The following is a 15,546-nucleotide window of genomic DNA, read 5'->3' on the forward strand; positions in this document are numbered from 1 at the left end:
CCACCGCGAAGTTCGCGGCGCGAAAAAGCAGCGAAAAACAGGGGCCGTGCCGGAGCCACCCGAAGGTGGGTTCGGCACGGCCCCTGCAGGGTCCCGTAAGTGGAGTCCGGTGGACCTAGTCCAGGTAGTCCCGCAGGACCTGCGACCTGGAGGGGTGGCGGAGCTTGGACATGGTCTTTGATTCGATTTGCCGGATCCGCTCGCGGGTGACGCCGTAGACCTTGCCGATTTCGTCTAAAGTCTTCGGCTGTCCGTCGGTCAGGCCGAACCGCATGGCAACCACGCCGGCCTCGCGTTCGGAGAGGGTGTCCAGCACGGAGTGCAGCTGCTCCTGGAGGAGGGTGAAGCTCACGGCGTCGGCCGGAACAACGGCCTCGGAGTCCTCGATCAGGTCACCAAACTCCGAGTCGCCGTCCTCGCCCAGGGGCGTGTGCAGCGAAATGGGTTCGCGGCCGTACTTCTGGACCTCGACCACCTTTTCGGGTGTCATGTCCAGCTCCAGTGCCAGTTCCTCGGGCGTGGGCTCTCGGCCCAGGTCCTGCAGCATCTGGCGCTGGACGCGGGCCAGCTTGTTGATGACTTCAACCATGTGCACCGGGATGCGGATGGTGCGGGCCTGGTCGGCCATGGCGCGGGTGATGGCCTGGCGGATCCACCAGGTGGCGTAGGTGGAGAACTTGAAGCCCTTGGTGTAGTCGAACTTCTCCACTGCGCGGATCAGGCCCAGGTTGCCTTCCTGGATCAGGTCCAGGAACAGCATGCCGCGGCCGGTGTAGCGCTTGGCCAGGGAGACCACTAGGCGGAGGTTGGCCTCCAGCAGGTGGTTCTTGGCGCGCTTGCCGTCGTGGATGATGAATTCGAGTTCACGCTTGTACTTCGGATCCATGGAGCCGTCGTCCGCGGCGATCTTTTCCTCGGCGAACAGCCCGGCCTCGATCCGCAGCGCAAGGTCGACTTCCTGCTCGGCGTTGAGCAGTGCGACCTTACCAATCTGCTTCAGGTAGTCCTTGACGGGGTCAGCCGTGGCGCCGGCAGACATGACCTGCTGCACGGGGGCATCGTCATCATCTGCGTCGGAGTAGACAAAGCCCTTGCCGCTGCCCACTGCGCCCTTGACGGGATCGGCGTCGGTATCGGCATCCTCTACTGCGTCCGGCCCTTCGAGGACGTCGAGGTCTTCCTCAGCGTCCTCAACCTCGTCCGCGTCAACGGCGGACTTTCCTGCAGCCTCTGCTGCAGCCTTGGCGCCAGGCTTGGGCCCACGCTTCTTGGGCTCGCGCTTGCCGTCCGCTGGAGCCGCGCCGGCCGAAGCCTTGTTGGCTGCCCGCGTAGCTGCCCGCTTGGCATTGGTCGCGGCCTGCTTCTCCTCAGGGGACAAGACATCCTGGGCGGCGGAATCCTTCTTCGTGGAAGACGGGGTCACAGAAAACCTTTCTAGCGGTGGTCTGTGGAATCACCATACGGGCAACACCACTATGACCCTGTCAAGTCCGTGATGAAAACCAAGCGCCACCACGGCCGGCAGAGTCACTTAAGACAACTCCCGGAGCGGCTGTAATGTTCCCTTGCGGGCCCATTCCAAGCACTCGATGCACGGACCCAACCGGGTCTCGGCATCTATTGTCTCATGATTTGCCTGGATCCGGCCTCCCCCGCTTCGATCCGGTCCGGCCACCTGCTGAAGGTCTTGCCCATGCCGGGCGGCGCATCCCGCTCCTTACTCCGGCCGGGCGCCCCTCACAGCTCCCACTTTCACCCGGCAGTGTCCTCCCCGAACTTCTGCCAGGCGGCCTCCTTTCTCGCCGCCCAGCCACAGAGCGTGCCCCTGCCAACGAGGTCCAGCAGGAGTTCCGCAAGCCGGTAATCCGGGTCAAGTTCGAGGGCCTGTCCCAGGTGTTCAGCAGCATAGGAACCCCGGCCGCGGCACCATGCCACCCAGCCACGCATGGTCAACGCCGCCGCGGCAGCCTGCCCACCCAGCACAGCCAGATTTCCCAGGATCCGGTCCAGCGCGTCCAGGCCTTCCCAGTCGGGGACGTTCGGCGCCACGCCCATAAGCACCTCGCCGTACCCGGCAGGAACGGGACCGGGGCCGACCGGGGTGCCACTCCCGGCAGGAACGGAGCGTAAAGGGGCCCCGTTCCCCGTCCGGCGCGGCGGCCCCAGGGCAGGCGCCCTTCCTCCCGCCTCTTCCGCCGCTGCCGCCCCCGGTTTGCCCGCCGCCGAGGCCCGGTGTGGGTTCGGCGGCAGCACCGGCAGGGACACGACGGCCTCATCGGCACCGCCCCCGCCATTTCCGTCAGCAAATACCTTGAACTGTTCAGCCCCGGCTTCCGCAGCGTTCCTGCCCGCCGCAGCCATCACCATCACGGCGTCCCGCCACGTGGGAACCAGCAGCGTGGCCCGAAGAAAGGCATCCCGCTCGATATCAGGCAGCCAGGCAACCGGTGGGGTCCGGTCCAGCAGCATCTGCCAGAAGCCGAGCACGGCAGAGAACTGCGCGCGGCTTCGGGACAGCCCGCCCAACTCCTCCTCCCAGCCGACCTGTGCTTCACGGACCGCTGCCAGGTGCATGGCAGGCACCGGCGCTTCCGGCACGCTGCCTGACCTTGGCGCCGGCCCCACGCTGCTGCCGCGGTAGACCATCTCGGCGTTCAGCATGCTGTCCCTGATCTCCTGCACGGGCCGCCCCGGCAGCGGACAACACGAACCGTCGCTGCACAGGGCATCCCGCCAATAGACATCGCCCACGAACCAGGCAGCACGCACCGGCATCCCGGCCTGCTCGAGGGAACACTGAACGGTGGAAATCAGGAGGTCGTAGGCACTCGGCGGGACCATTCCTGCGTCGCTGGTGAAGACGGCCAGCAGCGCGCCGTCGGCATCCTGGTCCGACTCAAGGTAACGGCGGACGGCGTCGGCGAACCCGAAAGGAGCGGCCTGCCCTGCAGGTGTCGGAAGGTCAAGCCGCAGTGTGGCGCCAAGGGTAGTGCCGTGCAGCGTCATGGCCACCAGGCTGGAAGCCGGCCAGTACCCCAGGCTGTGTGGAATGAAGCCAAGAATGTCTTCCGGCCCGCGGACTGTTAATCGTTCTGGAGCTGTCATGGCTCCAGCTTTCTCCGACCACAGCACGGGCTGGCAGGGCTCAGTTCAGCTATGTGGGCAAACAGTCCGGTGGAGGAACAGTGGCAGAGGAAGGAACAGGCATGCCTCAGTCGTCGCTGCGCACTGGCTGGCGGCGGCGCGCCAGGCTTTCCCGGCGCTGCCGGGCCAGGGCACTGCGCAGCGGCGGCACCACAATCCCCTGGGCGGCCATCTGCCGGCGCACCTTCCGCCGCGAGGCCACGATGGCGGCGGCGCCCAGGGCCAGGAGCAGGAACTGGACGCTCAGGGCCAGCCGGAAGGGATCCAAACCGTACAGCACCCCCTGCGAGAATCCGGTGGCGTAGAGGAGGTCCAGCACCAGGCCGATAAGGAAGATGGACACCAGGGCAGCAATGAAGCCGCCAACGTTCACGATCCCGGTGGCGGTGCCGATCCGGTGTGCCGGATTAAACGTCCGGGCGAAATCGAAGCCGATCATCGAACCGGGGCCGCCGATGGCAAGCACCACCACCAGTCCCGCCAGCAGCCACAGCGGAGCCCGCCCGGGCAGGATCAGTACCGCAGCCCAGGCCACTGCGGTGGCGCCGGCAATCAGCAGCACCATGGTGGAGCGGCGCAGTGGGTGGCGCGAGACGAAACGTCCGATGAAGGGGCCCGCCGCCATGGCCGCGGCGACATAGAGCGCCATCAGGGCGGCAACAGTGCCTGCGTCCAGGCCCTGCCCGGAAATCAGGAACGGGTAGCCCCAGGTCATGGCAAAAACGGTGCCGCTGAACTGGATGGTGAAATGGCTCCACATCCCCAGCCGCGTGCCGGGCTGCCGCCAGGCCCGGGCCAGCGATGCCCCCGTTGCCCGGAGCCCCTGGCGGGCCTGCGGCCGCTCGGTGCCAGGGGGAGCGTCCTGGAGCAGCAGGACCACCAGTACGACGGCGAGCGCGGACATCCCTGCCAGCATCAGGAAAGCGGGGGTCCAGCCGGACAGGTGCAGGACCATGGCGAAGGGCAGGACACTGAACAGCTGTCCCAGCTGGCCGGACATACCGGTGAGCTGGGTCACGAGCGGGACGCGGGCGGGGGCGAACCACAGCGGGATCAGCCGGATGACGGAGATGAACGTCATTGCATCGCCGGCACCCACCAGGACACGGCCCAGGACTCCCCCGGGAATACTGTCCGCAAACGCCAGCTGCAGCTGTCCCAGCCCCATCAGGACCGCACCGCCGGCAATCATCACCCGCGAACCAAGCCGGTCCACCAACAGGCCCACGGGAATCTGGAGCCCGGCGTAGACCAGCAGCTGCAGGACAGTGAAAAAGGAGATGGCGGACGCCGTGGCGTGGAAGCGCTCCGTGGCTTCAAGGCCCACCACGCCGAACGAGGTCCGCTGCGCCACGGCCACCAGGTACCCGAAAATTCCAATGGTCCAGATAAGCCAGGCGCGGGGTGCAGTCACCACTACATTATGCCCGGCGGGACGCCGCTTTCCCGGAAGTTGTGACCAGCGCTACTGCCCCGGGTTCTCCCTGGCCAGGTAGGCCTCCACGGCGGCGCCGAGGTCGTCGGCGTCGGGCAGCTCGTCGTTCTCGTTGGCCAAAAGCGACCGGCGCACGATGCCGTCCGATTTTTCGTCGTACCGGGTTTCGAGGCGGGACACCACCTGCTGGACTTCCTCCGACGCTTCGATCTGCTCGGCGATCTGGCGGCTCACTTCGCGGCCCGATTCGCGGAGCCGGTCAGTGGGCAGCATCAGGGACGTGGCGGCGCCCAGGTACTCCAGACCGGCGACGGCGGCAGTGGGGTACTCGGCCTCGGCAAGGTAGTGGGGCACGTGGATGACGTAACCGGCGACGTTGCGTCCGGCTTCCACCAGCCGCAGCTCCAGGATGTGGCCGACGGCGGCGGGAACTTCAACGGTGGGCTTCCACACTGAGATGCCCTCGATGAGTTCGGGCCGGTTCCCGTGCACCGTCACCCCCACGGGGCGGGTATGTGGCACGGGCATGGGGATGGAGTGGATCCAGGTGACGAGGTTGACGTCCAGCTTCTCCACGATGTTTACGACGGCGCGGGCGAAGCGTTCCCACTGCAGGTCGGGCTCGAAGCCGGCCAGGAGCAGGAACGGCTTTCCCAGTCCGTCCACCAGCCGGTAAAGGGCCAGCCGGGGCTCCTGGTAGTCCTGGATGTGGTCCTCGACGAAGCTCAGGTGCGGGCGCCGTGACCTGTAGTCGATCAGCTGGTCGGCATCGAAGACCGCAACGGGCTGGGCGTCGAGGGAGTCCAGCAGCTCGGCATTGATCTGCTTCACCACGTGGCCGGCATCGGCAAATCCGGTGAATCCCATCACCAGGTTCAGCCCCTGGAGTTCCGGGCTGTGGAACAGCTCGATGTTGCTGGCATAAAGCGCGTCGGGGTCCAGCAGGGAGCCGGAAATCCGTTCAAGCACGGCATGTTCCTTTCAGGGGTGCGGGTGGACATAATTCATAACGCTGCAGTGACACCCGGCATTCCATCGGCCGGTGTGGCGCACCTCTCAGGAAATTCTCCCGCGGTGCCGGGGAAGGGCTACGATCGGAACTGGCCTGCCAGGCGGGCTTGCACGCACCCGTGAACCGTCCAGAACGGCCGGATCCGGGCCACCATGGCAGAGCGCCCAACATGCATCCCTGCCCGAACGTTTCGAGAATTGAGGACTCATCCCTGTGGTCAAGAATACTGAAGTCAACCTTAGTACCGTCGCGCGGGACCTTAAGAAGAACCCCAGTGATGCAGTGGTCATCGGGGTGGGCCAGGGAACCGACGGCCCCGTCCTGTTGGAGAATCCCCTGACGGCGAAGTCCGCGGAGGCCCTCGGGGACTCACTCAAGGCGCTGGGTGTCACCGGCGCCGCGGACCAGCTGGTCCGCCTGCCGGGCCTGCCCGAAACCGGGGCAGGCATCCTGGTCCTGGCCGGCGTCGGCAAGGTTCCCGCCACCGGACCGCTCACGGGCGAGTCGCTCCGCCGGGCAGCAGGATCGGCCGTCCGGCAGCTGGCCGGCCTGCCCACGGTCACTTTGGCATTCCCGACGGCGACGGTGCAGGACGTCACGGCCGTCGCCGAGGGCGCCGCGCTGGGCGCCTACTCCTTCACCGAGTTCCGGTCTTCCTCCGACGGACTTAAGGACCCGGTGCGCAATGCCGTCATCTTCACCGAACTGGCCGGCACCCCGGAGCTGGAGGCGGCGCTGAAGCGGGCCGGCCTGGTGGCCAAGGCTGTTAACGCCACCCGGTCCCTGGTCAACACCCCGCCGAGCCACCTATACCCCGAATCGTTCGCCGAGGCCGCCAAGGACCTGGCCAAGGGACTGCCCGTCAAAGTCACGGTCTGGGACGAGAAGCGCCTCGAGAAGGAAGGTTTCGGCGGCATTATGGGCGTGGGCAAGGGATCCACGCGCCAGCCGCGGCTGGTCAAGGTCGAATACTCCCCCGCCAAGGCCACTGCCAAGGTCGCCCTCGTGGGCAAGGGGATCACGTTCGACACCGGCGGAATCTCCCTTAAGCCGGCCCTCAACATGGGCGACATGAAGAGCGACATGGCCGGTGCCGCCGTCGTACTTAACACTGTCCTGGCCATCGCCGGCCTGGGCCTGCCCGTTAAAGCGACCGCCTGGCTCTGCATCGCAGAAAACATGCCCGGCGGCGGCGCCTCACGTCCTGCCGACGTCCTGACCATGTTCGGTGGCAAGACGGTGGAGGTCCTCAATACCGACGCCGAGGGCCGCCTGGTCATGGCGGACGGCATTGTCGCCGCGAGCCGCGAATACCCGGACGCCATCATCGACGTCGCAACCCTCACCGGCGCGCAGCTGATCGCCCTCGGCAACCGCACCGCCGGCGTCATGGGCTCGGACAGCGTCACGGGCGCGCTCAAGGCGGCGGCGGACCGTGCAGGCGAGCTGGTCTGGCCCATGCCCCTGCCGGAGGAACTGCGACCCACCCTGGACTCCCAGGTGGCCGACCTGGCCAACATCGGCGAACGCCACGGCGGAATGATGACCGCCGCCGTGTTCCTGCGCGAGTTCGTGGGTAAGGACAAGGCAGGCGAACAGATCCCCTGGGCGCACATCGATATTGCAGGACCTTCCTTTAATAATGGCAGCCCGTACGGCTACACGCACAAGCAGGGCACCGGCTGCACCGTCCGTACCCTGGTTGCCTACGTGGAGGACATCCTGGCCGCCTCCTAGGTGCCCCTGGGCAGTTACAGCCACTGCCACGCGGCCCTGCGGCGCAGGTGATTCCTGTGCCACAGGGCCGCGTGACACTGGACACAAGCGCTCCACAAACGCAGTGCCAAGGTGGAGCATGGATAGGTGGTTCGCTAAGGTGAACCACGGTAGTCACAAATGCAAGAGAGTTGCCCTGCTGACATAATCACGGCAGTGCAAGTTCCAAGACCAGATGATGCGCGCTGATCGCGTCATCGTTCACGCGAGGGAGCGTTTAAGTGGCCGATCAGGCAACTGCGCAAGAATTCGACATCCTGGTACTCGGTGGCGGCAGCGGCGGATACGCTGCAGCGCTGCGTGCGGTACAGCTCGGCCTCACCGTCGGCCTCGTGGAGAAGGCCAAGCTGGGCGGCACCTGCCTCCACAACGGCTGCATCCCCACCAAGGCCCTGCTGCACTCCGCAGAGCTGGCCGACCACGCCCGTGACTCCGCCAAGTACGGCGTGAACGTCACCCTCGACGGCATCGATATCAACGCCGTCAACGCGTACAAGGACGGCATCATCGCCGGCAAGTACAAGGGCCTGCAGGGCCTGATCAAGTCCAAGAAGGCCATCACCGTCATCGAGGGTGAAGGCAAGCTGCAGGGCACCGACACCATCGTGGTGAACGGCACCGCCTACAAGGGCAAGAACATCGTCCTGGCCACCGGCTCCTACTCGCGCACCCTTCCCGGCCTGGAAATCGGCGGCAAGGTCATCACCTCCGACCAGGCCCTCACCATGGACTTCATTCCGAAGAGCGCCATCATCCTGGGCGGCGGCGTCATCGGCGTCGAGTTCGCCTCGGTGTGGAAGTCGTTCGGCGTGGACGTGACCATCGTCGAAGGCCTGCCCTCCCTCGTTCCCAACGAGGACGCCACGATCGTCAAGAACTTCGAGCGTGCCTTCAAGAAGCGCGGCATCAAGTTCTCCACCGGCGTCTTCTTCCAGGGCGTCGAGCAGAATGACGACGGCGTCAAAGTCACCCTGGTGGACGGCAAGACCTTCGAAGCGGACCTGCTGCTGGTCGCCGTCGGCCGTGGCCCCGTCACGGCCAACCTGGGCTACGAGGAAGCCGGCGTCACCATCGACCGCGGCTTCGTCATCACCAACGAGCGACTGCACACCGGCGTGGGCAACATCTATGCCGTCGGTGACATCGTCCCCGGCGTGCAGCTGGCCCACCGCGGCTACCAGCAGGGCATCTTCGTGGCCGAGGAGATCGCCGGCCTGAAGCCCGTGGTGGTCGAGGACATCAACATCCCCAAGGTCACCTACTCCGAACCCGAGATCGCCACCGTCGGCTACACCGAGAAGGCTGCGAAGGAAAAGTTCGGCGAGGACCAGGTGCAGACCCAGGAATACAACCTGGCCGGCAACGGCAAGAGCTCCATCCTTGGCACCTCGGGCCTGATCAAGCTGGTCCGCCAGAAGGACGGCCCCGTGGTGGGCGTCCACATGATCGGTGCCCGCATGGGCGAGCAGGTGGGCGAGGCCCAGCTGATCGTGAACTGGGAAGCCTACCCGGAGGATGTGGCACAGCTGGTGCACGCCCACCCCACCCAGAACGAAGCCCTCGGCGAAGCCCACCTGGCGCTGGCCGGCAAGCCGCTCCACGGCTGATTTTCGCCAGCATTACCAGGCCCGGTGCACCCGGTCGCGCAGACCGGGTGCACTAGGCTTCCAACAAGGCAGCAACCATTCGCACTAAAGATCAATAAGGAGAACGGGGACGACATGTCTGAATCCGTTAACTTGCCCGCCCTCGGTGAGAGTGTCACCGAAGGAACCGTCACCCGCTGGCTCAAGCAGGTAGGTGACCGGGTAGAGGTGGACGAGCCGCTGCTCGAAGTCTCCACCGACAAAGTAGACACTGAAATCCCCTCTCCTGTAGCTGGCGTGATTGAAGAAATCCTGGTCGCTGAAGATGAGACCGCCGAGGTAGGTGCGCCGCTGGTGCGCATCGGTGACGGCTCCGGCGGCGGTTCCGCACCCGCTGAAGCTCCCGCGGCTGCCCCCGCCGAAGAGGCACCTGCAGCTGCTCCCGCACAGGAAGCACCCGCCGAAGCAGCCCCCGCGCAGGAGGCACCCGCCCAGGAAGCACCCGCTGCAGGCGGCGGCGAAAGCCACGAGGTCACCCTCCCCGCACTCGGCGAAAGCGTCACCGAAGGCACCGTGACCCGCTGGCTGAAGGCCATTGGCGATTCCGTCGACGTTGACGAGCCGCTGCTCGAAGTCTCCACCGACAAGGTGGACACCGAGATCCCCTCCCCCGTTGCCGGCACCCTGCAGGAAATCCGTGTCAACGAGGACGAAACGGCCGAGGTGGGCTCCGTACTCGCCGTCATCGGCTCGGGCGCTCCCGCTGCCGCGGCTCCGGAGGCTGCACCCGCCGCTCCCCAGCAGGAAGCCCCCAAGCCCGCACCGGCAGAGTCCGCTCCCGCGCAGACCGCTCCCGCCCAGGCTGTTCCTGCCCAGCAGGCCCCCGAGCAGGCTGCACCGCAGGCTGCCCCGGCTCCCGCCGCCCAGGCTCCCGCTGCTCCGCCAGCCCAGGAAGCAGCTCCGGCCGGCGGATCCGAGTCCGGCTACGTCACCCCCTTGGTCCGCAAGCTTGCCAACCAGCACGGCGTGGACATCTCCAGCCTCTCCGGCACCGGTGTTGGCGGCCGCATCCGCAAGCAGGATGTCATCGCCGCCGCCGAGGCCAAGGCTGCCCCCGCTCCCGCCGCTGCTCCGGCAGCAGCCCCCGCCGCGTCCGCCCCGGCTGCAGCCGGTGCAGCCTCGTCGCTGCGCGGCACCACCCAGAAGGCTCCCCGCATCCGCCAGGTCATCGCCCGGCGCATGCGCGAGTCGCTGGAAATCTCCACCCAGCTGACCCAGGTCCACGAAGTGGACATGACCAAGGTCGCCAAGCTTCGTGCCCGCGCCAAGAACTCGTTCCAGGCCCAGAACGGCACCAAGCTGACCTTCCTGCCCTTCATCGCCAAGGCAGTTGCCGAGGCCCTCAAGCAGCACCCCAAGCTCAACGCTGCCTACGACGAGGAAAAGCAGGAGATCACCTACCACAACGCCGAGCACCTGGCGATCGCCGTCGACACGGACAAGGGCCTCCTGGTTCCGGTCATCGCGGACGCCGGAAACCTGAACCTCGCCGGCCTGGCCGGCAAGATCGCCGACGTTGCTTCCCGCACCCGCGACGGCAAGATCGGTCCGGATGAACTGTCCGGCGGCACGTTCAGCATCACCAACATCGGTTCGGTTGGAGCGCTGTTCGATACCCCGATCATCAACCAGCCGCAGGTCGGCATCCTGGGCACCGGCGCCATCGTCAAGCGCCCCGTGGTGGTTGCTGACGAAAACGGCGATGACTCGATCGCCATCCGCTCCATGATGTACCTGTCCCTGACGTACGACCACCGCCTGGTGGACGGCGCCGATGCAGGCCGGTTCCTCCAGACCCTGAAGGCACGCCTGGAGGAAGGCGCGTTCGAAGCGGACCTGGGACTGTAACCAACAAAGGGTCCAACGACGGCGGCGCCGGCGCGGGTGGGAAACCTCCCGCAGCCGGGGCCGTCGTCGTGGTTTAACCCAAACTCCCGCCAGCCCGCCGCGGTCCGGGAACCGCGTGGCTTTGCTACAGGCGGTAGAAATGACTGGCTAAGCTGGAGCCATGAACATTCTCTTCAACATCCTGGTCTTCCTGCACGTCGTCGGGGCCGCCATGATCGTGGGCTACTGGATTGCCACGATGCGGACCCCCACCGTGCATCCGCGCCAGCGTGACGGCGCCTTCCTGCAGCTGCTCACCGGCATCGCCATGATGGGCATCCTCCCGTTCCTGCCGGACTCCAATCCGAACTACGCCAAGCTGGGCATCAAGTTCGTCATCGCCATCGTGGTGGCAGTCCTGGCGGTCATCGGCTCACGCAAGGTCAAGAACGGGCAGCCCGTCTCCACCGGACTCGCGCACGGCGTCGGTGGCCTGGCGCTGCTTAACATCGCCATTGCCACCATCTGGCAGTAAGCCCATGACGGGGAGCCGGTCATAATCCTCTGAGAGCGGACAACCCGTGCACCGGGGGTGGCTGGTCCCTAGGATGGGAAACGGTGGGGCCGGCAGCGGCTGCCGGCCCCGGATCGAACCGACGTTGAGGAGAGACATGGCTACAACACGCAACGCCCACACTGTATGGACCGGAAGCCTGACCGAGGGCTCGGGCAACACCACCCTGGACAGCTCGGGCCTGGGCACCTTCGATGTCACGTGGAAGGCCCGCACCGAAGCTGCCGGCGGCAAGACCAGCCCGGAAGAGCTCATCGCCGCAGCCCATTCAGCCTGCTTCTCCATGGCCTTCAGCCACGAACTGAGCCAGGCCGGCTTCACGCCCGAGGAGGTCAACACCAAGTCGGAGGTTGGTTTCCAGCCGGGCACCGGCATCACCGGCAGCCACCTCACCCTCAACGCCCGCATCCCCGGCATCTCGCAGGACGAGTTCCAGCGCATTGCCGAGGCCGCCAAGAAGGGCTGCCCCGTATCCCAGGCCCTGGCCGGCATCGAGATCACCCTCGACGCCACGCTGCAGTCCTAGCAGTCCCGGGCCCACCGGCCCTGCATAACGCGAAGGCCCTGTCCTTCCGGGAAACCGGAAGGACAGGGCCTTTTTGTTGTTCCTAGCGTCCCTGCGGGCGGGCCGGCAGCGGCGCAGGCAACAGCTTGCGGTAGCCGGAGCGGGCCGGCGGCCGGTCCGTGGGCAGCTCCTGGATCATCTCCTTGAGCGCCCCGATGCCGTTTTCCAGCTGGGGATCGCGACCGGCCGCGTAGGCGTGCGGCGGGTAGGTCACTTCGATGTCGGGGTCAACGCCGTAGTTCTCCACGCTCCAGCCAACGCCGCCGCTGAACCAGTTGGCATAGCGGGGCTGGGTGACTCCGGTGCCGTCCGCCAGCGCAAACCGGTTGTCGATGCCCACCACACCGCCCCAGGTGCGCGTGCCGATGACCGGCCCGATGCCCCTGAGCTTTGACACCTGGGTGATGATGTCGCCGTCGGATCCGGCAAACTCGTCAGCCAGGATGATCACCGGCCCCCTCGGCGCGTGGTGCGGGTACGTGCGCGGCTTCTCCCCGCGCGGCATGCTCCACCCGGTCACCTTGCGGCCGATCAGTTCCGCGACGAGCTGCGAGGTGTGACCGCCACGGTTGCGGCGTACGTCCACGATGAGGCCGTCCAATGCTGTTTCCGTGTCGAGGTCACGGTGCAGTTGCGCCCAGCCGTTGGCCATCATGTCCGGGATGTGCAGGTAGCCAAAGGTTCCGTTGGAGGCTTCACGGACGGTCCGCCGGTTGCCGGCGACCCATTCCTGGTAGCGGAGGCGCTCTTCATCCTTGACAGGCACGACGGCGACCCGGCGTTGGGTGCCTTCGGCAGCACCGTGCCCGGAACCGTTGAGGAGGGTCAGCTCCACCGCGCGGCCTGCCGCTCCCACCAGCTGCATGGCCGGGGTGGTGCTTTCGGACAGCGGGACACCGTCAATCGCCAGCAGGATGTCCCCCGCTTTGGCGCCTACACCGGGCCTGGTCAACGGGGAGGTAGCCAGCGGATCGGAGGACTCGCCGGCCAGGATCCGGGTGATTTCCCAGCCCTTGGCCGTGTGCGCGAGGTCGGCACCGAGGCGGCCCTGTCCACGGCTGCCGCGTTCGGTGACGGCGGCCGGACGAACGTAGGCGTGGGACGTCCCCAGTTCGCCGTGCAGTTCCCACAGCAGGTCCACCAGGTCGTCATGCGAACCCAGCCGTTCCACGATGGGGCGGTAACGGGCGTGGATGGAATCCCAGTCCTGCCCGGCCATGTCTTCGGTCCAGAAGAAGTCGCGCTGCAGCCGCCAGGCTTCGTCGAATGCCTGGCCCCAGACGCTGAGCGGGTCCAGCAGGACGCGGATCCGGCCCAGGTCAACCTTGACCAGCTTGCCCGATTCCTCGTCCGCCTTGGCGTCCGAAGGCACCACGGTCACCTGCTTGTCGGAAACCAGCACCACCTTGCTGCGGTCACCGGTCAGCCGGTAGCTGTCCACTGCATCGACCAGCGTGGTCTGCTTCCGCCGGACGATGTCGTAGCGGACCAGGCCTGGGCGGGCGTCCTTGTCCTCCTGGCTGGCCTTTCCGTCGCCGGTCACACCTGCCAGGACGGAATCGAGCCAGAGGAGTGCGCCGTCGACGGCCGCCAGCGAGCTGTAGTTGCCCTGCGGAACCGGAACTCCGATGACGCGGTGCGCCAGGCCCTCCGCATCCACTCGGACGCCAGGAGTGTCCTTCTCCCCTGCCTCGCCCTCGTCCGTGCCCTCCGCGTCCGCTTCCGGCTCCCCGCCGGCGGGGTCAACCGATGGACCGAAGGGCGACGGCGTGTCAGCGGCGAGTGCCACCAGGTACGGCTTGATGGGGCTGGGGAAGGAGAGGTCGAACGAATGCCCGTCGTACACGGGGTCGAAGCTGCGGTTGGACAGGAAGGCGAGGAACTTGCCGTCTGGAGTGAAGGCCGGTGAGGCATCGCGGAAGCGGCCGTCGGTGACGTCCACGGGGTCGGCGTCGAGCCGCTCCACAGTGGCCAGCCGAAGCCGGCTGCGCGAGCCAAAGGACGTGACGGGCTCGGACCACGCCAGCCAGCGGGAGTCCGCAGACCATGCCAATTCGGAAATACTGCCTTCACCGATGCTGGCCACCGGGCTGAGGTGGCCGCTGCGGGTGTCCAGGACGTGCACGTCGCCGAAGGAGGTCCCAAGGGCAATCCACCGGCCATCCGGGCTGGGTTCGAGGGAACTGGCGCGCGAGGGCGTGGGAACAGTGATGCCTGCCTCTACTGCGGGCGGCAGGGCCTCCGCGGCGGTGGCCGTATCCTGTGGCGCAACGTCGGCCTGCTGCTCGTCGTCTGCCGGAGCGTGTGCTGCACTTCCCGCCAGCACCGCAGCCCCGGCTGCAGGAACGGGCTGGGGCAGGCTGACCGTTTCCAGCCCCTGGATGTCCTGCTTTTCCGCGTCCGGGGAATCGGGGGCTACGGCTGGAGCGCCGGACTTGCCGCTCCCTGCCGCCACCTGGGCAGCGGTGTGCGGCACAGGCGCTGCGATGTCCTTGATGTGGATGGCTTCAACACCGCCGTGATCGGCGATGTAGGCGATCCGGCCGTCGCCGAGGGGCCTGGGCAAGCGGCCCCGCACTCCGGGCGTTGCCTCGACGATCCGGGACGGCCCATCCTTGTGCCGCAGCCAGGAAATGGTCCCGTGCGATTCCACCGCGCTGGCGGCCCCTGTTGTGTCCGGGGCAACGGCGCCCAGGTGCTTGACGGCGTCGAGAAGGGCAGGACGCCTGGTCTGCGAGGCCGAGCCGAGGGTGATATCCAGCTTTTCCGCCTCCGAGCCGAGGTCCGGGAGTACCCAGAGTTCACCGGCGGACTCGAAGATGACGCGTTTGCCGTCGGTGGCGGCGTGCCGGACGTAGAAGTCCTGGTGGTCGGTGTGCCGGCGCAGGTCTTTTCCGTCGGGAAGCACCGAGTACAGATTGCCGTAGCCTTCGTGATCGGACAGGAAGGCGATCCGGCCGTCCACCCAGAGGGGGTCGGTGAGGTTGCCGTCAAGGTCGGGAAGGAGGCGCTCGAACTCACCGTTGCCGTCGCGGTCGATCCACAGCTTCCCGGCCGTGCCGCCGCGGTACCGCTTCCACCACGCCGGTTCCCGGGACAGCACGCTCGCCAGCACCACGGGGCGTTCATCGCCTACTTCGGGTCCATACGCCACTGACTCCACCGGGCCATAGGGAAGTTCCTGCGCCCAGCCGCCTTCAAGCGGAACGCTGTAGGCGTGGGTGTGCCGGCTTTCAGCCTGGCGGAAGGCGCTGGTGACCACCACGGCGCCCCCGGCGGTGAATCCCTTGACCTTTGTAGTGCTGTGGCCAAAGTACGTGAGCTGCCTGTACCCGCCGCCGTCGACCTCTGCTGACACCACCTCCGGAGCCGTTCCCTGCACCACGGTCCACACCAGCCGCTTGCCGTCGGGGGTGAATCGCGGGTTGCGGGCAGGCAGCTGGAGCGACGAGACGCGCCAGGCACGGCCGCCGTCCAGGGGCGCAATCCACACGTCGTCCTCGGCCACGAAAGTGACCAGATCGCCGTGCAAATGCGGGAAACGGAAGTAGCTCGAAGAGGTCATCG

10 protein-coding genes are annotated in these 15,546 nt (G+C 66.8%); 5 read left to right on the forward strand and 5 right to left on the reverse strand.

The window, feature by feature from the left end; genetic code table 11:
* Window positions 1-115: 115 nt before the first annotated feature.
* From ACETK3_RS16100 to ACETK3_RS16115, 4 genes are all read right to left on the reverse strand, one after another.
* Window positions 116-1,423: an RNA polymerase sigma factor gene (locus ACETK3_RS16100; protein WP_142134267.1), complete on the reverse strand. Its 1,308-nt coding sequence runs from the start codon at window positions 1,421-1,423 to the stop codon at window positions 116-118.
* Between the two features lie 329 nt (window positions 1,424-1,752).
* Window positions 1,753-3,105, reverse strand: a complete 1,353-nt coding sequence (locus ACETK3_RS16105) for a DUF4192 family protein (protein WP_306969817.1) — start codon at window positions 3,103-3,105, stop codon at window positions 1,753-1,755.
* Window positions 3,106-3,211: 106 nt separating this feature from the next.
* Complete coding sequence (locus ACETK3_RS16110) at window positions 3,212-4,558, reverse strand: nitrate/nitrite transporter (RefSeq protein ID WP_236802057.1); 1,347 nt, start codon at window positions 4,556-4,558, stop codon at window positions 3,212-3,214.
* Window positions 4,559-4,609: 51 nt separating this feature from the next.
* Window positions 4,610-5,548, reverse strand: coding sequence for a proteasome assembly chaperone family protein (locus ACETK3_RS16115; protein WP_237430260.1), 939 nt, complete (start codon window positions 5,546-5,548; stop codon window positions 4,610-4,612).
* A 256-nt stretch (window positions 5,549-5,804) separates the two neighbouring features.
* On the opposite strand from ACETK3_RS16115, the gene ACETK3_RS16120 reads away from it, so the two are divergent.
* The 5 genes from ACETK3_RS16120 to ACETK3_RS16140 all read left to right on the forward strand — a co-directional run bounded on the left by ACETK3_RS16120 (window position 5,805) and on the right by ACETK3_RS16140 (window position 11,940).
* Window positions 5,805-7,328: a leucyl aminopeptidase gene (locus tag ACETK3_RS16120; RefSeq protein WP_237430259.1), complete on the forward strand. Its 1,524-nt coding sequence runs from the start codon at window positions 5,805-5,807 to the stop codon at window positions 7,326-7,328.
* A 260-nt stretch (window positions 7,329-7,588) separates the two neighbouring features.
* Window positions 7,589-8,974, forward strand: a complete 1,386-nt coding sequence (gene lpdA, locus ACETK3_RS16125; protein WP_236802054.1) for a dihydrolipoyl dehydrogenase — start codon at window positions 7,589-7,591, stop codon at window positions 8,972-8,974.
* Between the two features lie 114 nt (window positions 8,975-9,088).
* The gene (gene sucB / locus ACETK3_RS16130; protein ID WP_236821800.1) at window positions 9,089-10,861 is read left to right on the forward strand and encodes a 2-oxoglutarate dehydrogenase, E2 component, dihydrolipoamide succinyltransferase; all 1,773 of its coding nucleotides are present in this window, start codon (window positions 9,089-9,091) and stop codon (window positions 10,859-10,861) included.
* A gap of 160 nt (window positions 10,862-11,021) precedes the next feature.
* Window positions 11,022-11,375: a hypothetical protein gene (locus ACETK3_RS16135; protein ID WP_236802052.1), complete on the forward strand. Its 354-nt coding sequence runs from the start codon at window positions 11,022-11,024 to the stop codon at window positions 11,373-11,375.
* A 136-nt stretch (window positions 11,376-11,511) separates the two neighbouring features.
* A complete protein-coding gene (locus ACETK3_RS16140; RefSeq protein WP_236802051.1) occupies window positions 11,512-11,940 on the forward strand; it encodes an OsmC family protein in 429 nt (142 codons plus the stop codon).
* A gap of 82 nt (window positions 11,941-12,022) precedes the next feature.
* Here the strand turns inward: ACETK3_RS16140 and ACETK3_RS16145 are convergent, their stop codons facing one another.
* Window positions 12,023-15,544, reverse strand: a complete 3,522-nt coding sequence (locus tag ACETK3_RS16145) for a S41 family peptidase (RefSeq protein WP_237430258.1) — start codon at window positions 15,542-15,544, stop codon at window positions 12,023-12,025.
* Window positions 15,545-15,546 lie beyond the last annotated feature (2 nt).

This window comes from Arthrobacter sp. E44, from assembly GCF_041877125.1.
Classification (GTDB): Bacteria; Actinomycetota; Actinomycetes; order Actinomycetales; family Micrococcaceae; genus Arthrobacter.

Excerpts from the sequence above, each read along its gene's own strand:
- ACETK3_RS16135 (WP_236802052.1), top strand. The coding sequence starts at position 11,022 with ATGAACATTCTCTTCAACATCCTGGTCTTCCTGCACGTCGTCGGGGCC.
- ACETK3_RS16105 (WP_306969817.1), bottom strand. The coding sequence starts at position 3,105 with ATGACAGCTCCAGAACGATTAACAGTCCGCGGGCCGGAAGACATTCTT.
- ACETK3_RS16140 (WP_236802051.1), top strand. The coding sequence starts at position 11,512 with ATGGCTACAACACGCAACGCCCACACTGTATGGACCGGAAGCCTGACC.
- sucB (WP_236821800.1), top strand. The coding sequence starts at position 9,089 with ATGTCTGAATCCGTTAACTTGCCCGCCCTCGGTGAGAGTGTCACCGAA.
- ACETK3_RS16145 (WP_237430258.1), bottom strand. The coding sequence starts at position 15,544 with ATGACCTCTTCGAGCTACTTCCGTTTCCCGCATTTGCACGGCGATCTG.